At 63.5% G+C, this 17,738-nt stretch carries 14 protein-coding genes; 10 read left to right on the plus strand and 4 right to left on the minus strand.

Features of this window, described 5'->3' with window-relative positions; all coding sequences use genetic code 11:
- Nucleotides 1–330: 330 nt before the first annotated feature.
- Together GNK13_RS16700 and GNK13_RS16705 are read left to right on the plus strand one after the other, a co-directional pair.
- Nucleotides 331–2,751, plus strand: a complete 2,421-nt coding sequence (locus tag GNK13_RS16700) for a PSD1 and planctomycete cytochrome C domain-containing protein (protein ID WP_203329107.1) — start codon at nt 331–333, stop codon at nt 2,749–2,751.
- A 505-nt stretch (nt 2,752–3,256) separates the two neighbouring features.
- A complete protein-coding gene (locus GNK13_RS16705; RefSeq protein WP_164103701.1) occupies nt 3,257–4,750 on the plus strand; it encodes a DUF1501 domain-containing protein in 1,494 nt (497 codons plus the stop codon).
- 163 nt (nt 4,751–4,913) lie between these two features.
- On the opposite strand, the gene GNK13_RS16710 is transcribed toward GNK13_RS16705, so the two are convergent.
- Both GNK13_RS16710 and GNK13_RS16715 read right to left on the minus strand, forming a co-directional pair.
- Nucleotides 4,914–6,245 carry a DUF1552 domain-containing protein gene (locus GNK13_RS16710; RefSeq protein WP_164103702.1) on the minus strand — a complete coding sequence of 444 codons (1,332 nt, stop codon included), beginning with the start codon at nt 6,243–6,245 and terminating at the stop codon, nt 4,914–4,916.
- 325 nt (nt 6,246–6,570) lie between these two features.
- A complete protein-coding gene (locus tag GNK13_RS16715; RefSeq protein ID WP_164103703.1) occupies nt 6,571–7,854 on the minus strand; it encodes a lipid-binding SYLF domain-containing protein in 1,284 nt (427 codons plus the stop codon).
- Between the two features lie 291 nt (nt 7,855–8,145).
- Here GNK13_RS16715 and GNK13_RS16720 point away from each other — a divergent pair, with 291 nt between their 5' ends.
- On the plus strand, nt 8,146–9,582 hold the full coding sequence (locus tag GNK13_RS16720; protein ID WP_164103704.1) for a neutral/alkaline non-lysosomal ceramidase N-terminal domain-containing protein: 1,437 nt from the start codon (nt 8,146–8,148) through the stop codon (nt 9,580–9,582).
- Nucleotides 9,583–9,751: 169 nt separating this feature from the next.
- Here the strand turns inward: GNK13_RS16720 and GNK13_RS16725 are convergent, their stop codons facing one another.
- Complete coding sequence (locus GNK13_RS16725; protein ID WP_235935280.1) at nt 9,752–10,450, minus strand: methionine-R-sulfoxide reductase; 699 nt, start codon at nt 10,448–10,450, stop codon at nt 9,752–9,754.
- Between the two features lie 263 nt (nt 10,451–10,713).
- Here GNK13_RS16725 and GNK13_RS16730 point away from each other — a divergent pair, with 263 nt between their 5' ends.
- The 5 genes from GNK13_RS16730 (at nt 10,714) to GNK13_RS16750 (ending at nt 15,312) form a co-directional block, all read left to right on the plus strand.
- A complete protein-coding gene (locus GNK13_RS16730; protein ID WP_164103705.1) occupies nt 10,714–12,072 on the plus strand; it encodes a right-handed parallel beta-helix repeat-containing protein in 1,359 nt (452 codons plus the stop codon).
- A 233-nt stretch (nt 12,073–12,305) separates the two neighbouring features.
- The gene (locus GNK13_RS16735) at nt 12,306–13,337 is read left to right on the plus strand and encodes a DUF1559 domain-containing protein (RefSeq protein ID WP_164103712.1); all 1,032 of its coding nucleotides are present in this window, start codon (nt 12,306–12,308) and stop codon (nt 13,335–13,337) included.
- 79 nt (nt 13,338–13,416) lie between these two features.
- Nucleotides 13,417–13,623, plus strand: a complete 207-nt coding sequence (locus GNK13_RS16740; protein ID WP_164103706.1) for a hypothetical protein — start codon at nt 13,417–13,419, stop codon at nt 13,621–13,623.
- Nucleotides 13,624–14,027: 404 nt separating this feature from the next.
- Nucleotides 14,028–15,047, plus strand: coding sequence for a DUF1559 domain-containing protein (locus GNK13_RS16745; protein ID WP_164103713.1), 1,020 nt, complete (start codon nt 14,028–14,030; stop codon nt 15,045–15,047).
- Nucleotides 15,048–15,111: 64 nt separating this feature from the next.
- A complete protein-coding gene (locus GNK13_RS16750; protein ID WP_164103707.1) occupies nt 15,112–15,312 on the plus strand; it encodes a hypothetical protein in 201 nt (66 codons plus the stop codon).
- Nucleotides 15,313–15,426: 114 nt separating this feature from the next.
- On the opposite strand, the gene GNK13_RS21520 is transcribed toward GNK13_RS16750, so the two are convergent.
- Complete coding sequence (locus GNK13_RS21520; protein ID WP_203329108.1) at nt 15,427–15,657, minus strand: type II toxin-antitoxin system HicB family antitoxin; 231 nt, start codon at nt 15,655–15,657, stop codon at nt 15,427–15,429.
- A 420-nt stretch (nt 15,658–16,077) separates the two neighbouring features.
- Between GNK13_RS21520 and GNK13_RS16760 the strand changes: the two genes are divergently transcribed.
- Nucleotides 16,078–17,073, plus strand: a complete 996-nt coding sequence (locus tag GNK13_RS16760; RefSeq protein WP_164103708.1) for a hypothetical protein — start codon at nt 16,078–16,080, stop codon at nt 17,071–17,073.
- Between the two features lie 54 nt (nt 17,074–17,127).
- The gene (gene rpmA, locus GNK13_RS16765; RefSeq protein WP_164103709.1) at nt 17,128–17,382 is read left to right on the plus strand and encodes a 50S ribosomal protein L27; all 255 of its coding nucleotides are present in this window, start codon (nt 17,128–17,130) and stop codon (nt 17,380–17,382) included.
- Nucleotides 17,383–17,738: the final 356 nt, after the last annotated feature.

The following is a 17,738-nucleotide window of genomic DNA, read 5'->3' on the forward strand; positions in this document are numbered from 1 at the left end:
GTTTTAAAAAGCAGTCGCCTTCGGCTTGCCGTTAAACGATTTTTCTGCGAGCCGTCCCGCTCCGAACCAATCCAAAGTGGCGCTGTCCAGCTAGGCCCGGTCAGAAAATCCGCAACGACACCCTCCCGGCGGGAGGGTGATGTCTTTGGCGGAACAGCGTCAACTCATTTACGAGAAAGTTTTCACCATCCCAGCCCGACCTTCCCGGGCGGAGCGGGTGACGTAGGGGCGGGAGCCTGAATTCGCTGTGAGCGGCGTCGGAATGGGTTACCTTGGAGGCTGTCGGAATGCTTGTTTTCCGCCGCTACCCATCGGCAGTCGAGGGCCTCTGTGAAGCCGCGAATCATCTCCGCGATCGGTCGTTTGAACGTCTGGATCGGGGCCGCAGTGTGGACGACGCTGCTGCCCGTCTGGGCGAGCGCGGGCACGGCCGCCGAACCCGCCTCGAGCAAACCGGCCGCTGCGAGTCGTGAGGGAGAAGGGGCCGAAGGGTCGATCGATTTCAACCGCGACATTCGGCCCTTGCTCTCGAATCGCTGCGCCGCTTGCCACGGCCCGGATGAGAACGAGCGCCAAGCCGGACTGCGGCTCGATACCCGCCAAGGGGCGATCGAGGATTTGGGGGGCTACGCGGCGATAGCGCCGGGGGATCCCGAGGCGAGCGAACTCGTCGTGCGAATCACCACCGAGGACTCCGACTTGCGGATGCCGCCCGCGGGCAAAGGCGAACCGTTCAGCGATGCGGAGATTGCGCTGCTCAAGCAGTGGATCGCCGAGGGAGCCGAATACGCTCAGCACTGGTCCTACATCCGCCCGGTCCGGCCCGCGTTGCCCCAGGTCCAGCAGCAGGAGTGGCCTCGGAATGCGATCGACTCGTTTGTCTTGGCGAGGCTCGAGGCCGTAGGGCTCGAGCCCTCCCCCGAAGCCGACCGCGCGGTGCTAGCGAGGCGGGTGGCCCTCGACTTGACCGGATTGCCGCCGAGCTGGGAGGAGGCGCAACGATTCATCCACGATCCCCGCCCCGACGCCTACGAACGGTTTGTCGACGCCCAGCTTGCGAAGCCGGCGATGGGGGAACGCTGGGCTCGCGTCTGGCTGGATCTAGCTCGCTACGCCGATTCGGCCGGGTACGCCGACGACCCGGCGCGAACGATCTGGGCTTATCGCGATTACGTTATCCGCTCGCTGAACGAGAACAAACCGTTCGACCAATTCACGATCGAACAAATCGCCGGCGACCTGCTGGAGAATCCCAGCGAAGAGCAGCTCGTCGCGACCGCCTTCCATCGCAACACGATGACCAACAGCGAAGGGGGAACCAACGATGAGCAGTTTCGCAATGAAGCCGTGGTCGATCGAGTCAACACCACGATGGCGGTGTGGATGGGAACGACGATGGCCTGCGCCCAGTGCCATACCCATAAGTACGATCCGCTGACCCAGGAAGAATACTTTCAGCTCTTCGCGATCTTCAACCAATCCGCAGACGCCGACCTCCGCGACGAGTCTCCGCTGCATGAGGTCTGGAGCAAGGAGCCAACGCGACAGCGAAATGAGCTGGCCGCTCAGATCGCGGAGCTCAAGAAGCAGCTCGAGGCGGAGCCCGACGAGGCAGGCAAAACGCAGCTGGAGGCTCTCGAAAAACAGCTCGCGGCGATCGAGCCGACGACGACCGTTCCGGTGATGCGGGAATTGCCTACCGACCAGCAGCGGGTCACAAAAATCCAGCTCCGAGGGAACTACCAAAGCACCGGTGCGGAGGTCGAAGCAGGAGTCCCGGCCGCCTTCCATCCGTTTCCCGACGGCATGCCGCGGAATCGTTTGGGGCTCGCCCACTGGCTCGTCGACCCCCACAATCCGCTCACGCCCCGCACGATCGCCAACCGTCACTGGGAGCAAATTTTTGGCGTCGGGATCGTCGAGACGAGTGAGGAATTTGGTTCCCAGGGCGAGCTCCCCTCGCATCCCGAATTGCTCGACTGGCTGGCCGTGGAGGTGGTCGAAAGCGGCTGGGATCTGAAACGCTTGCTGCGATTGCTGGTCACCTCGGCGACGTACCGCCAGCAATCGGTGGTGACGCCGGAGATGCTCGAAAGGGATCCGCAAAACCGGCTCCTCGCCCGTGGACCGCGGTACCGGATTTCCGCCGAGATCGTTCGCGACCAAGCACTGTTCGTCAGCGGTCTGCTGAGCAGCAAGATGCTCGGACCGCCGGTGCGGCCGCCGCAGCCGGAGTTGGGACTCAAAGCGGCATTCGGCTCGGCGACCGACTGGAAGCCGAGCGAGGGAGCCGACCGCTATCGCCGTGGGATCTACACGACTTGGCGACGGTCCAATCCGTATCCTTCGATGATCACCTTCGACGCACCCAACCGCGAAGTTTGTTTGGTGCGGCGGATGCGGACAAACACTCCGCTGCAAGCACTCGTGACGTTGAACGATCCGGTCTACGTCGAAGCGGCTCAGTCGCTCGCCCGGCGGATGGCCGCCGCCGAGACGCTCGAGGAGAGGATCGCGTTTGGGGTGCGGCAGTGCCTGATCCGTGAACCTCGCGAGGAGGAACTCGAGCGGCTCAGTCAGTTGTATCGGGACGTCCACAAGGAGCTGGCCGCGGCCCCCGGAGCGGCTCGCCAATTGGCCGAAGAGCCGCTCGGCCCGCTGCCGAAGGAGCTCGATCCGGTGGACATGGCAGCCCTAACCGTCGTGGCCAACGCGCTGCTGAATTTGGATGAGATGCTGATGCCGAGGTAAGCCGGGCCAAGGGGACGGAACGGAAAGAGGGGCCACGGAAGGACACGGAAGGGCACGGAATGGGGACCACGGACCGGGAGAGGAGAGGGGCCACGGACGGACACGGAAGAGCACGGAACGGGGGGAGGCAGAGGCACGGATAATCGTGCTCGTGCTCAGCGAAGCGGTGCTCGTGCTCGTAATCGGTTGTCAGGTTTCAGGGAGACGGAACAACCACGAATGACACGAATCACACGAATGGATGCGCGGAGGATGAGGGACCGCGGATAACGCGGAGAACGCGGATAGGGATTTGAGATTTGATTTTAAGTATCAGATCTCCTGTTTCAGATTCTACTGGCTACTGGCTACTGGCCACCGGCTACCGGCCACCGGCCACCGGCTACCGGCTACCGGCTACCGGCTACCGGCTACCGGCTACCGGCTACCGGCTACCGGCTACCGGCTACCGGCCTTCGGCTTGCTGTTATGCGCTTTTGTTGCAGTCTTACTTTTTGGTCTTGCTATGTCTGACGACCCTCGCATTGAACGCTTGCAGCTGAATACGCGGCGTCACTTTTTGCGGCACTCGACCGCCGGGATTGGTGGCATCGCGCTCAATGCCCTGCTGATGCGCGACGGCTGTGCGGCACCTGCAAGCGGGGCTGAGCGCAGTGGTCCTGAGCGCATGGGGGCGGGGGCGAATCCGCTCGCGCCCAAGCAGCCACCGCTGCCGGCTCGGGCCAAGCGGGTGATTTATTTGCACATGACCGGTTCGCCGCCGAACCTGGATATGTTCGACTACAAGCCCGAGCTGGCGCGGCTCGATGGGACCGATTGTCCCGACCAGTTTTTGCGGGGCCGTGAGTTTGCCTTTACGACCGGCACACCCAAGCTGCTCGGATCGCCGCGGAAGTGGCAGCAGGTCGGCCAAGCGGGGATGTGGATGTCCGATGCCATTCCCAACTTCCACCGCGTCGCCGATGAGATGTGCGTGATCCATGGCATGCACACCGACCAGTTCAACCACGCTCCGGCGGAACTGCTGCTGCTGACCGGTTCGCCGCGCTCGGGTCGTCCCTCGATGGGCGCTTGGACCAGCTACGGGCTGGGCAGCGAGAACGAAAATCTGCCGGGCTTTGTCGTCTTGATCTCCAGCGGCGTGCAGCCCAACGGGGGCAACAACTCGTTCGGTAGCGGCTTCCTCCCCTCGGTTTACCAGGGCGTCCAGTGCCGCTCTCAGGGCGACCCGGTCCTCTACTCTTCCGATCCCGCCGGGATGTCACGCCACAGCCGGCGGATGTCGCTCGACGCGATCCGCGACCTGAATCAGTTGCAAGCCGAGGAGATGGGGCATCCGGAAACGCTGACCCGAATCTCGCAGTACGAGTTGGCTTATCGGATGCAGACCGCGGTTCCCGAGGTGATGGACATTTCGCAGGAGTCGCAGAAGACGCTGGAGGCTTATGGTGCGGAGCCCGGCGGTTCGAGTTTCGCGAATAACTGCCTGCTCGCCCGGCGGCTGAGCGAAGCGGGGGTGCGGTTCATCCAGCTGTTCGATTGGGGCTGGGATTACCACGGGACGAGCGAAGGGAGCGGATTGACCGACGGGCTGACCGAGAAATGTGCGACGATGGACAAACCGGTCGCCGCGCTGATCAACGACCTCAAGCAGCGAGGATTGCTCGAAGAGACGCTGATCATTTGGGGCGGCGAATTCGGTCGCACGCCGTTCCGCGAAGGTCGCACGGCGGCGAGCAAGATTCTCGGCCGCGATCACTACCCCGATGCATTCACGATGTGGATGGCCGGCGGAGGCGTCAAAGGTGGCTTTGAGTACGGGGCGTCGGATGAACTCGGCTTCAGCGTGGCCGAGAACCCGGTCCACGTGCACGATCTGCAGGCGACGATCTTACACCTGCTCGGCTTCGATCACACGCAGCTGACCTATCGCTTCCAAGGCCGCGATTACCGTTTGACCGACGTCCACGGCGAAGTGGTCGAGCCGTTGTTGGCATGAACCATACGCGGCGAAAGTGTCAGCGGCCGCACAGTCAGCCGCCACGCGCTAGCGTCCGGTTCTTGCGGCGTTTTCGAGAACCGGGGGCTAGCGCCCGGCGGCTGATGAATAATCCGGGCTAGCGCCCGGCGGCTGATGGCATGAATGAGGACCGGTCGTCGGATCAAGCCAAGCCCGTCAGTGGGCCGTCGCCGCAGAAGTCGGGGTTGCCGAAGGTTTTCAGCTCGTGGCCAAAGGCGTGGGCGAGCGTGAGCAGCAGTCGGTTGTGGTGCACGTGGGGATGGTCGAGGAAGCGGCCCGTTCGGAAGCCGAGCCCGCCGCCGACCATCACGCAGGGCAGATCGTTCATCGTGTGATTGTTGCCCTTGCCGAGCTCGTTGCTCCAGAGCACCACGGTGTTGTCGAGCAGGCTGCCATCGCCGCCGGGCTCGGGCGTCTCGGCCAGTCGCTTGGCGAGATAGGCGACTTGTTCACAGTACCAGTGGTTGATCTGCGTCAGCTTTTGCTGGGCTTCTTCGTTGCTGTCGGGCTCGTGCGAAAGCCCGTGGTGCGGATCGTCGAAGCCCAACCATTTAAGCCGCGATTGGCTCGTCGCCCGCGAGAACTGCAGCGTCGCGACGCGGGCGTAATCGGCGGTGAGGCTGTGGACGAGCAGATCGATCTGCATCCGGCTGATCCGCGGAATATCGTCGGCCGGTACCCCGGGTTGGATTTCGGGAGTTTTGAGCACTTCCGCGTTTTCGCTGCTGGCCGCTTGAAGTTCGCGTTCCATGTCGCGGATCAGGCTGGCATGCCGCTCGAGCAGTTGTCGATCCTCGGAGCTGACCGCCTGTTGGAGCTTTTCAAAATCCGCGCTCACGTCGTCCAGCACGCTGCCGATCAGCTGCTGATTCTTCACCTGCCCGTACAGCTTGGAGAACATCTGGTACGGGTCGCTGATCGGCGTGACCGGCTCGTTCGCCCCCAGATACGACATCCGCGTCCAGACGTTCGCGGTCTCCGGCACATCGACGCCGAACTCGAGCGAGCCAAAACGAGTTCGAGTCTCGGGATTAGCCTGGAGGTATTTCCGCAGCTCCTGGTCGATCGAGATCCCGCTCGACCATCCCGCTCCAGCGCCGGAACCACCTTGCTGGTTCCCTGGGAGAAGTTCGGTTCCGGTCAGCAGGCAGCCGATCCCCCGCATATGGGCGCTGCCGGCGCCGCGAACCTTGTCGCAGATTCCTTTGACGATCAGAGTCTGGTCGCGGAACGGCTCGAGCGGTTTGAGGCTCTCTTTGAACTCGAAGTCCGCGCCTTCGCTCTCCGGCCAGAAATTCCAGGGGACGACGCCGTTGGGGCTGAAGACGATGATCAGCCGTTGCTTGCGAGCCTGGGCACCGGCGGCGGCTGGTAGGGGGCTGCCGAGACTCGGTAGATTGCCGAGCAGCGGGAGGGCGGCCGCACCGATTCCGAGTTGACGAAACAGTTCGCGGCGGCTGGTTTTCTGCGGCATCTCTCGAACTCCAAGGCGGGGGACGCAGGTGGGGGAGTTTCGCGGCGGAGGGGAGTTGTGCGGCGGGAGTGGAACTTTTCGAGCCTAGTGCCTTTGGAAACCAGCCGCAATGTGCGCGTCTGGTTTTCATGGCGTTTTTCGGGAGCCGCGGCTAGCGCTTTCAGAAAACCGTGAGCCGACGGCGCTAGCCGCGGGTTCTGTGGTGCCGCCGAATGGATCGAACTCGTCATCCAACGCCGCCGCAATGCAGCGCTTACCTGGGTGCAGACCGGATTCGGCCCGAGGCTAGCGCCTACGGCTCAAGAAGATCTGGCCCACCGCTGCGTCACGGGCCGGGTGGGGGTGGCAGGTTGAGCGGGGCGGGTTGCCGCTGGGCGGCCGCCAGGCGATGCAACAGCTGCCGCACGCGGTGGAACTCGGCTCGCTGCCCCAGGCTGGCGTAGCGCGGGTTGGCGGCGACCGCGTCGTAGCGCGCGATGACTTGCTCGAGACGGGCTCCGCTGGTCTCCGCTCGGTCGGCTTGCAGCACGCTGCTGGGGATCTGCAGGTACCCCTTCCACTGGGCATCGAGCAGCGGATCGAGCTCCGCCGCGGCTTCGGCCAATTGGGGAAGGAGCGTCGCGGCCGTTTCGACCGGAGCGGCGGTAGCGGCGGTAGCGGCGGGAGCTTGCTGGACGCGGGGGAGCGAAGCCCCGGCGGCCGCGGTTCCCGGGAGTGCCGGCTGGTTGGGCGCCATCGGCTGCCCGCCCCCGGCCAGCGAGCGATGGGCCAGTGAGCGATGGGCTGGGGCGGGAGTCCCGAGCGGCGTCCCGAGGGCTGCGGAACCGTCGAGCGGCGGCCCGGCAGGCTCCAGCCGCGGCGGTCCACCGGCGCTGGGGGCGGGGACGGCGAAGGGGCGGAGCTGGTCGAGCAACTCCAGGGCCGTGGCGGGCAGAGTTGGCGGCGGAGCGGTGGCGTAGTAGTTGTTGGTTGCGACCGGGTCCATCTGCAGCGAAGAGCCGTCGAGCGAGACCCCGGCAAACAGTCCTCGGCTTCGCGAGTACGAATAGATCTCGGCTTCGAGAGGGAGGTCGGTCGCTGCCGAGACGCGGCGGCCGACGGGGCCAGCGGCGGCGGAGGCGTCAACGCCGACGGTGATCTTGCCCTGCAACAGGCTGTGGACGCTTCCTCGCGAAGAAAAGATGAGGACCAGGTCGGTGGCTTGAATGCCTGCTTGCCAACCGACGCTGCCGCCGGTCAGCGTCACGAACTGCGGCGGTTGCCAAGCCCCCGTTTCGTCTTTGACCAAAACCACGCCGCGGCCCCGTTGCAGGCCGACGACGAACGCCCCCCGCATCATGCCGGGAACGATCGCGACCGCCTCGGCCGAGGTCAACAGGTTGTGGGGAATCTGAGCCACCCGGACCGTGTTGAGTTCCCGGAGCACCATCGTCGCTTGGGTGACGGTTTGCGGTTCCGAGGCCAGCGGGCCGAACAGTTGTGCGTGAGCCGGAGTCGCCGCTAGCAGAACGACACCGCAGCAAAGGGCCCTGCCGAGAGTGGTCCTGCCGAGAGTGGTCCAGCCGAGAGCCAAGGCGGCTAGGGAATTCCGCCCCAAGACAGTACCCATCCGGCACTCCGTTGACTGATGAGAAAAAAAGTATGTCAGCCTTTCCAGCCTGACCGCGACGGAGTCAGCCTGGAAAGGCTGACGTACGGGGCTGACATAGGGACGGTACGCCTTTGGGCTTCGGGGGGCAACCCAAAGCTGGCGGCGGGGCGAATTTGGGCCGTCGATCGCTCACCGGCCTCAGCGAGTCATTAGCATGGTGGCTGCAATGGCACGCGGTCGGCTCCCCAGAGTGCGGGCTCTGGCGACTGCGTTCTGCTCACTACCGCTCTACCCACGAGGTTCGCTGCCGTGCGTTACTCAGTCGTCTGTCTGCTGCTTGTGGCGGCTCTTGGAGCCCCGCTTCCTGGAAATGCCGCGGAACCTGCGCTACGAGCGGGCGCGGTGGCCAAGAAGATCAATCCGCCGCTCGGGGGAGAGATCATTGGCGGCTTTCTCCCGATTCCGGCGAAGGAGATCCACGACGATCTGCACGCTCGCTGCTTGGTCCTGGACGATGGCGACACGAAGGTTGCCCTGGTCGTGTGCGACCTGTTGGGGATCAATCGCACGGTCAGCCAGGAAGCTCGGCGGCAGATCGAAGAGAAGACGGGCATCCCCGCTTCGCACGTGATGATTTCGGCAACCCATACCCACTCGGCGACCAGCGCCTTGGGCGACCGCTTTGACTATCAGGCACCGCTCGACGAGTACCAGCGGTTCGTCGCGGACCAGATCGCCGCGGGGGTCGCGGAGGCTCACGAGCAACTCCGTCCGGCCGAGCTGGCGTTCGGGACTGCCGAGGCGCCTGAGCACGTGTTCAACCGCCGCTGGTTCATGCGGCCGGGAACGGTTCCCACGAACCCGTTTGGGAGCAACGCGGACCGGGTCAAGATGAACCCGCCGGCCGGAAGTGCGAACTTGGTCGAGCCGGCCGGGCCGACCGATCCGACGATTTCTTTCTTGGCGGTTCGCGAGCCGGGCGGGGAGCCGATCGGGCTGTTCGCTGCGTATTCGCTGCACTACGTCGGCGGCGTGGGGAGCGGCCACGTGTCGGCCGATTACTACGGTATGTTCTGTGACTCTCTGACGCGGCTGATGCAGGCGGAGAAGCAGGAGCCGGCGTTCGTGCCGATGATGGCCAACGGCACCAGCGGCGACATCAACAACATCAACTTCCGCGAGCCGCGGCCCCGCAAGGAGCCGTACGAGCAGATGAGGTATGTCGCCGACGATTGTGCGGCCCGCGTTCACGAGGCGCTTCAGGATCTGGAGTACCGTCGCGACCTGACGCTCGAGGCCCAGTACCGCGAGCCCAAACTCGCCTTTCGGCACCCCGACGCCGAGCTCCGGCAGTGGGCCGAGAAACTGCTCGCCGAACCGGTCGAGGAATCGCGGCGAGCGAACCTGCCGCGGATCTACGCCGAGCGGACGCTGGGAATGGCCAAGTATCCCAAGACGGGCGAAGTGCCGCTGCAGTTGCTGCGGATCGGCGACGTGTGCATCGGCACGATGCCCACCGAAGTCTTCTGTGAGATCGGCTTGGAGTTCAAAGAGCGAAGCCCGATCAAGCCCGCCTTCCTCGTCTCCTTGGCGCACGGCTATCTCGGCTATCTGCCGACGCCTCGCCAGCACCGGCTCGGTGGCTACGAAACTTGGCTCGGAACCAACCGGCTGGAGACGACCGCCTCGGACAAAATGCTCGACCAGCTCGTCGAGATGGCCGAGAAGGTGAAAACCGGACGCTAGTCCAGTGCCATCGATTTTTGAGCCGCAAGGCGCTAGCCGCGGGTTCCGCTGCGCTGCCGAACGGATCGAGTTCGTCTTTAACCGCCGCTGCAGCGCAACGTTCTGCTGCAGCACGGACCGGACGAGGCCCGAGGCTAGCGCCTACGGCTCAACAGACACGCGAAAGCCCCTACCGCGTGGCGGCTGCGGGGAGAGCGTCTTTCTTGTCCTTTGATTCCTTGGCGTCTTTCGACTCTTTCCCGTCTTTGGACTCTTTCTCCTCTCGAGGGTTGATCACTTCCGGGAGTGGTTTGCCGGCGGGGATCAGCTTCATCGACACTGAGTTGACGCAGTGCCGGGTGTTCTTCTTCGTCAGCTGCTCGCCGAAAAAGACGTGCCCCAGGTGGCCGCCGCAGTTGTGGCAGACGATCTCGGTGCGAATCCCGTCGGCGTCCAGGTGGCGGTCGACGGCTCCCGGAATCTCGTCGTCGAAGGAGGGCCAGCCGCAGCCGCTATGGAATTTGTCCTCGGACTTGTACAGCGGCGCGTTGCAGCGACGGCAGATGTAGGTTCCGGCGTCCTCGGTGTCGGTGTACTTGCCGGTGAAAGCCCGTTCGGTCCCTTTGTGGAGGATCACCCAGGCTTCGAAACGGTTGAGCCGATTGTAGGAAGCCTTCTTGTCGGACGGGGCCTTCTTCTCGGAATCGCCCAGCTCCGTTTTTTTCGCCGTCGTCGACTCTTCGGCTTTTTCGGCGGCTTTTTCGGTGGCTTCTTCGGCCGTGGCTTCCGTCGCTTCGCTTGTTGGAGGTGCGGCGGTGAGCGGTCCTGGCATGGCGGTCAGCCCCAGGGCCGCGGCGGTGAGCAGAAGGAGGGAGAGTGTCCGTTTCATTCGAGGGCTCCGGGTGAGAGGGCGAAGGGGTCTGGTTCCATTCTAGACAACCGCTTCCGACGACGTTGAGTGCAGTCGGGGACGTTGAGTGCAGTCGGGGACGTTGAGTGCAGTCGGGGGCGTTGAGTGCAGTCGGGGGCGTTGAGTGCAGTCGGGGGCGAGCGGGCGAGTTACCCTAAGGAGCGGCTGCGGAGCCGCTACTGGTAATTCGCAGGCCAGCCGGTTCGGTTCATTTCATCCTCGATGCGAACGGTCTGACTCCGATGCCCTCCCCCCTACCCTCGCTTCGCCTGGCGACGCTTCCACTTCTTTGCACCCTCGGGTTTGCGGCGTTTCCGCTCGCGGTGTCGGCGGCCGACATCACCGCGGAGCTGCAAGCGGCGATCGATTCCGGTGCGGGGCTGGTGGAGGTGCCACCGGGCCAGCACGAGCTGAGTCGGACGCTGCGAGTCGATCTGGCAAAGCATGGCCGCACGGTGATCCGCGGCCGGGGAGCGAGCCGCTTGGTGATGACCGCCGCTGGGCCGGCGATCGAGATCGTGGGCACCCACGCGGGAACCGCTGCGCCGCAGACGGTCAAGCCGCAGGTCTGGGAGAAGGAAAACGCGCCGCGGATCGAGGATCTGGAGATCGTCGGCGAGCATCCCGAAGCGGACGGAATTCGCCTGATCGGTACGATGCAGCCGACGCTCCGCGATCTGGTGATCCGCCGGGTCCGGCATGCGATCCATCTCGTAGAGCGGAATCGCAACGTCCTGATCTCCGACTGCCACTTGTATGAGAACCGCGGCGCGGGTGTTTTCTACGACGCGGTTAATCTGCACCAGTCGAACATCGTCGGCTGCCACATCAGTTACAACGCGGCTGGCGGCGTCGTGATCCGCGGCGGGGACGTCCGCAACGTGCACATCACCGGATGCGATATCGAAGGCAATATGGGAGGTGCGGACAGCGAGCCGACCGCCAACGTGGTGCTCGACAGCCGCGGCGGATCGATCGGCGAGGTAGCGATCACCGGCTGCACCATCCAGCACACGCACGACGCTCCGGGATCGGCGAACATCCGCATCGATGGCGACAGCCAAGCCGTCCGTCACACCGAGGAGCGGCGGCATGGCAACATCACGATCTCCGGCAACGTTTTGTCGGACGTGCAGATCAACGTGCATCTGCGGAACACCCGCGGCGTCACGCTCGCCGGCAATACCGCTTGGAAAGGTTTTGAGCACAATCTGCTGGTCGAGAACTGCGACTCGGTCGCCGTGGCCGGGAACGTCTTTGACCGCAACCCGCGGTACCACTACGGCGACGGCGGCGATGCCAACCTGGGGCTGAAGTTCGTCGGCTGTCGCGGCTGCAGCCTGTCGGGAAATGTGATCCACGGCTCCGGCCGCGAGGTGCCTCCGCTGTGGCTGGTCGAGTGCGAGGAGATGATCGTCAGCGGCGGGTCGATCACCGAGTTCGGCGAGCTCGCGGTGCTCTGGGAGCAAGTCCGCAACTCGCGGCTGAGCGACTGCCTAATTCGCGGCGGCCAAGGGGACCGGGGCGCGGCGATCCGAGACCGCGACGGCGAGGGCAATGTGATCGAGGCGGCTGGAGCGGGTGACGATGCGGTTTTCTGACAGAGCCTTGCCGCGAGCGGAGCGGGTGCATTGAACCCCGGGGGTGGCGGAGAAGTTTCGCTGGAAAGAGGTTTATTTGGGAAATTTATTGACTCTCCATCCCCTAGGGCCTATACCGGATCCGTCCCAAAGTGGGGCTGCGGCTGGAATGCCGGCAAAGGAAACGAACGGATCGCCTTTGTTTGCTTCTTCATATTCCGGTTTTTTCTTACTCGTTCTGAGGTACTAGAGGTATGAGACGCCGATTTCGTCGCGGCTTCACGCTGGTGGAGCTATTGGTGGTGATCGCCATCATTGGAGTGCTCGTCGGGTTGCTTCTCCCGGCCGTGCAGGCGGCCCGCGAAGCCGCCCGCCGGATGCAGTGCAGTAACAATCTGAAGCAACTAGGACTCGCGCTCCATAATTATCACGACACTTATAAGAGTTTCCCCTTTTCGACCAGTCTGAAGGGCTCTTGCGAATCGGGCTCGGCGAAGCCGGCCGCGGGCACGATCCGCAATGCGCGGGGCTGGCCCGGGGTGCTGCCGTTTTTCGAGCAATCGGCTCTGGCCGATCAGTACAGCTCGGTCCAAGCGGCTGGTCATTACGACCGGGCGGGAATTGGGATCAACGGGGACGCAGTCGCCTCGGGAAATGCCGCGGTCGTCTCGCAGGCCCTGCCGACGTTCCTCTGCCCGAGCGATTCGGGGAACCCGAAAATCACCACGACCAGTTCGGCCTACCAGATCAGCTCGGACCCAAGTTTCCAGGGAGCGAAAACGAGCTACGACTTCCAGGCTCACCTGGAGACGAGCACTTGCTACCTCTGGTCGACCCGCTCGCAATCGACCCGCTACATGTTCGGCACCGAGTCGAACTGCAAGTTGCGGGATGTGACCGACGGCACGAGCAACACGGTGATGCTCTGCGAGACCACGCTCGACGTGAAGGATGGTTACACGGCCCCCTGGGGTTACACGAACTGGACCGGTGCCGGGGTCGACATCTCGTGGCGGGTCGGGACCGGCGGCTGTGGCGGTGCAATTGGCAACAACCCCGACCAGGGGATCAACTTCTGGGTCTGCTGCTCGTGGCGGAGTCCGGCTTGTGCGAGTGACACTCGGGGATCGGTGGCTCACTGGGCGCGTCCCGGCAGCCTGCACCCCGGAGGAGTCCAAGTCGCCCGCGCCGATGGTTCGGTGCGGTTCATTGGCGAGAACGTCGACTACCTGACGCGGGTTCGCCTGGCGCGGATCGGCGACGGTGAAGTGATCGGTGACTTCTAGGCCCGCCTGGCTCCTCAAGTCGTAGCGACCGCTACTGAACGTGAAAAGTAAATTTTTCGATACCCACCAAGGATCTCAGATGAAAGACCTTCGCGCCGCGATGTTGATGTTGGGTTTGGGTGCGCTGCTCGGTTTCACCGGCTGCGCTCCGGAGCCGGAGGTGCCTCCGCCAGCTCCGGCGGGCAACGATGAGCTCGAAGGACCAGGTCTCCGCCCCGAATCGGCACTGGAGCAAGGGGGCGCTGACGCCGGGCTGCCGCCGGAAGACCAGCCAGCACAGCCGTAACCGATCGAGTTTCTCCACCTGACCCTAGGCTCGCCACCCGGCGAGCCTTTTTTGTTGGCAAGCCTTTTTTGTTGGCGAGCCTTTTCTATTGGCGTGGCGTGGCTCGGCGGGTCCGGCGCGGCGACGGCGATACCACACCGACGGGGGAAACTTCCCCCTAATTTTGTTGACTTCCGCTTGGGCACCACCTATACCAGAGTTCCCCGCCCGGGCTCCTGCCCACCGCACCACATCCCGCCCCACCGCTCTCCGCCTCAATCGGCGGCCTACCTCCAAGCATTTGCCACCCGCATTTGCTGCTGAACCAGATCATTTCCTGCGAGTGTCATTTTCTGCGAGTTGCTCTCGCTTTCCATTTTCGCGTTGTTTCTGTCGTTCTTTCTTCGTTGCGCTGAGGTCGCGTTATGGTTCGACGTTCTCGTGTGGGCTTCACTTTGGTGGAGTTGCTGGTGGTGATCGCCATCATCGGCGTGCTGGTTGGATTGTTACTTCCTGCAGTGCAAGCGGCCCGGGAAGCCGCCCGCCGGATGCAGTGCAGCAACAATCTCAAGCAGCTTGGTTTGGCACTGCATAATTATCACGATACGTACCGCAGTTTTCCCTTCTCGACCAGCCTCAAAGGCTCGTGCGACAAGAGTGGCCAGCCGGCGGCGGGAACGGTTCGCAACGCTCGCGGATGGCCCGGCGTGCTGCCCTTCTTCGAGCAGGGCACGCTGGCCGACATGTACGATTCGACCAAGGCGGCCGGCAACTACGACCGAGGCGGCTTTGGCTTGAATGGCGACGCCGTTGCTTCGGGCAATGCCGCCGTAGTTTCGCAGATCGTTCCCACGTTCCTCTGCCCGAGCGACCCCGGCAATCCGAAGATCACCACGACCAGCTCGGCCTATCAGATCAGCTCGGATCCGAGCTTTCAGGGAGCGAAGACGAACTATGACTTCCAGGCGACGCGTCACGCCGACTGGTGCACGCCGTGGAAGAGCTATGCGCAGAACACGCGGTACATGTTCGGGATCGACTCGAACTGCAAGCTCCGCGACGTGACCGACGGGACGAGCAACACCGTGATGGTGTGCGAGACCACGCTGGATGTAAAAAACGGCTACACGGCTCCCTGGGGTTACAGCAACTGGACCGCTACCGGGGTCGACGTTTCGTGGCGGGTTGGTACCGGGGTCTGCGGCAACGGCCAGCAGGATCAGGGCATCAACTTCTGGGTGTGCTGCTCGTGGGATGCCACGCCGTGTGCCCGCAAGAACTCGGGGGTTCACGCCGATTGGGGTGGACCGGGAAGCTCGCACCCCGGCGGGATTCAGGTCTGCCGCGCCGACGGTTCAGTCCGTTTCATCAGTGAAACGACTGACTACGTCACCCGCGTTCGCTTGGCGCGGATCGGTGATGGAGAAGTGATCGGCGAGTTCTAAGATTCGGCCGTTGCGCCTCAACTTTCGTTTGACGTCTTTGATTTTTCTCCCACAGGATCTACCGATGCAAAACCTTCGGGTGACGTTCTTAATGTTCAGCTTCGCAGCTCTGATCGGTTTCACCGGCTGCGCCCCCGAGCCGGAAACTCCGCCGCCGGCCCCGGAAGGGGCTGAGGTCGTGCCGATCCCGGGTGACACCGCACTGCGTGAAGGCAGCGTGGACGCCAGCGCCGGGCTGCCCCCCGAGGACCAGCCCGCCGAATGATGGCTGGCTAGCGTTCACGGCAGCAAAATGCACGAGCCTCCGGTTCTGGCGAGACTTCGCTCGGGCCCGGAGGCTTTTTCTTTCCCAGTCCCCTCTCACTCGCGGCCGCTTGGCTCAGAGCTTCTCCGGCGGCTGCCAGTCACTCTTTTCTTGTTCGAGCACTTCGATCGTGGAGGGCGTTTCCGCTGGGCCGGCTCGTTCGGCGACGAGTTGCCGAATCCGCGTCTCGGCATTGGCCATCGCCTCTTCTTTGGTGGCTCCGGTGCTGCGGCAGCCATCGAGCGTGGGGCAGTCGGCGACCCACTGGCCATCGGTTTGGCGGTCGACCGAGAGGATGAATTTCATGGCGAGCGACCTCGGAATTTCTAGGCTCTGTCAGAAAACTCCATTTCACCATTGCCCTCCCCCCTGGAGGGTGACGTTCCGGGATTTCTGACAGAGCTCGGGGCAAAAACGGCTTGCGAGGTGGGTTCCTGCCATCGGCAGAGCAAAATCTGGGCCTGCTAGCCCCCACCTCCGCGGCCTGCGTTGCGGCTGGCGAGCTACGAGCGGGGAGCCAATTCTGCGGGTGGGGCGGAGGTTTTCGGCAAAAATTGCGGGGGTTTGCTCGGCGGAGCGGCGAGCGGGGAATTAGACTCGCAAGATGGAACCCCTCGAGGCGGACGGTCGTACAGACTCACTCCGCTGGTTTCCGGTTCCGCGACGATGGACTTCGCGACCCTTCTCTTCGTCTGCTTTCCTATCCGTATGCTTCAGAATAGTGCTATGCGATACGCGATCCGCGGCATGCTCGCCGTCACCGTGGCCTGCAGCTTCGCTTTTTCAGCCGCCACGGCGGACGCTCAGGACCAGGAGCTGCGAGTCGAATCGGCTCGGTTCGCTCCGGGGACGGTTCGCGTGATTCCGCCGGAGCCGGTTCCCGAGGAGACGTACACCGGACCGATCAGCCTCCAGGGACTGATCGACGCGCATCCGGAGCTCGAATGGTCCGAGGCCGATTTTCCCGAAGGCAAACCGCATTTCGACGCCCGCACGCGGACCGTGATGGAGATGGCCCAGCAGGTGATTCTCCGCCGCGAGATCTTTTGCTTCGAGTTCGCCTTCAAGCCGCTGCGGCAGATGGTTGTCGACATCCCGCAGCCCAACGGCGTGATGGAGCGGAAGTTGATTTGGTACATGGTCTATCGGGTGCGGTACCGAGGCGGAGATCTGCGGCCGGCGAGCGACGTTCCGAGCGACAATCCGATGGAAGCGATTTATTCGCGGATCGAGAAAGTTTCGTACGACTCGCGACGATTTTTCCCGATGTTCGTACTGACCGATCCGACGAGCGGCAAAGAGTATCTCGATCGCATCCTGCCGACGGTGACCGAGCAGATCAAGACGCGCGAGAAGATCACCGCTCCGCTGCACAACAGCGTCTCGATCACGGCCGAGCCGGTGCTTCGCACTACCGATCCGGCGGCCGGAGGCGTGTGGGGGGTCGTGACCTGGGAGGATGTCGACCCGCAGATCGACTTTCTCTCGGTCTACGTTTACGGATTGACCAACGCATTCAAGCGGGTCGAGGAGAATGGGGAAGTGGAGCTCGTCAAAAAAGCCCTGCAGCTGAACTTCTTCCGTCCCGGCGATGCGATCGAGGAGACCAACGACCGGATTCGGTTCGGCGTCCCGGCCTACTCCGATCCGCAAGAGCAGCAGTACGTTTTGGAAAAATACGGGCTCGATAAACGCCTTGATTACCAGTGGCTTTATCGCTAATTTTCTGGGTTCGCACCCAACGAACCCATTCCACCCGATCCAGATCACGGAATCATGGCACATAAGAAAGGTCAAGGCAGCAGCCGGAACGGTCGCGACAGCAACGCACAGCGGCGGGGCGTCAAACGCTTCGGTGGCCAAGCGGTCACCGCCGGCAGCATTCTGGTTCGCCAGGTGGGCACCAAGTTCCACCCCGGAGCGAACGTCGGCATGGGCAACGATTACACCCTGTTCGCGCTGGTCGACGGCACCGTCCGCTTCGATCGCAAGGGCCGCCGCGTGAATATCGACCTGGCCGCTAGCGCCTAAGGTCTCCCGCTCAACTAGTCTTCGAAGAGCCGCAGCGGTCGCCAGTGCGATCGCTGCGGTTTTTTTATGGGCGGGCGAATACGCAGTCGCTTGCACGGAAAGCAGAGGGGCCGCGGATAGCACGGAGAACGCGGATCAAGGGGAATCCGAAAGCCAAGAATCCGTGTTATCGGTGGTTCAACCCCCCCTCTTGCCCTTCGTGCTCTTCGTGTCCTTCGTGGTTTCCCCTTCTTTCGGCAATCCGTGGGCATAAGCTCGCGCACTAGCTGGACAGCGCCACTTTGGATTGGTTCGGAGCGGGACGGCTCGCAGAAAAATCGTTTAACGGCAAGCCGAAGGCGACTGCTTTTTAAAAC

It is taken from the genome of Candidatus Laterigemmans baculatus, assembly GCF_010367455.1.
In the GTDB taxonomy this organism is placed as follows: domain Bacteria; phylum Planctomycetota; class Planctomycetia; order Pirellulales; family Pirellulaceae; genus Laterigemmans; species Laterigemmans baculatus.

Coding starts and splice junctions, on each gene's coding strand:
- GNK13_RS16760 (WP_164103708.1), top strand. CDS start 16,078: ATGCGATACGCGATCCGCGGCATGCTCGCCGTCACCGTGGCCTGCAGC.
- GNK13_RS16735 (WP_164103712.1), top strand. CDS start 12,306: ATGAGACGCCGATTTCGTCGCGGCTTCACGCTGGTGGAGCTATTGGTG.
- GNK13_RS16705 (WP_164103701.1), top strand. CDS start 3,257: ATGTCTGACGACCCTCGCATTGAACGCTTGCAGCTGAATACGCGGCGT.
- GNK13_RS16740 (WP_164103706.1), top strand. CDS start 13,417: ATGAAAGACCTTCGCGCCGCGATGTTGATGTTGGGTTTGGGTGCGCTG.
- GNK13_RS16750 (WP_164103707.1), top strand. CDS start 15,112: ATGCAAAACCTTCGGGTGACGTTCTTAATGTTCAGCTTCGCAGCTCTG.
- rpmA (WP_164103709.1), top strand. CDS start 17,128: ATGGCACATAAGAAAGGTCAAGGCAGCAGCCGGAACGGTCGCGACAGC.
- GNK13_RS16715 (WP_164103703.1), bottom strand. CDS start 7,854: ATGGGTACTGTCTTGGGGCGGAATTCCCTAGCCGCCTTGGCTCTCGGC.
- GNK13_RS16725 (WP_235935280.1), bottom strand. CDS start 10,450: ATGAAACGGACACTCTCCCTCCTTCTGCTCACCGCCGCGGCCCTGGGG.
- GNK13_RS21520 (WP_203329108.1), bottom strand. CDS start 15,657: ATGAAATTCATCCTCTCGGTCGACCGCCAAACCGATGGCCAGTGGGTC.
- GNK13_RS16745 (WP_164103713.1), top strand. CDS start 14,028: ATGGTTCGACGTTCTCGTGTGGGCTTCACTTTGGTGGAGTTGCTGGTG.
- GNK13_RS16710 (WP_164103702.1), bottom strand. CDS start 6,245: ATGCCGCAGAAAACCAGCCGCCGCGAACTGTTTCGTCAACTCGGAATC.
- GNK13_RS16730 (WP_164103705.1), top strand. CDS start 10,714: ATGCCCTCCCCCCTACCCTCGCTTCGCCTGGCGACGCTTCCACTTCTT.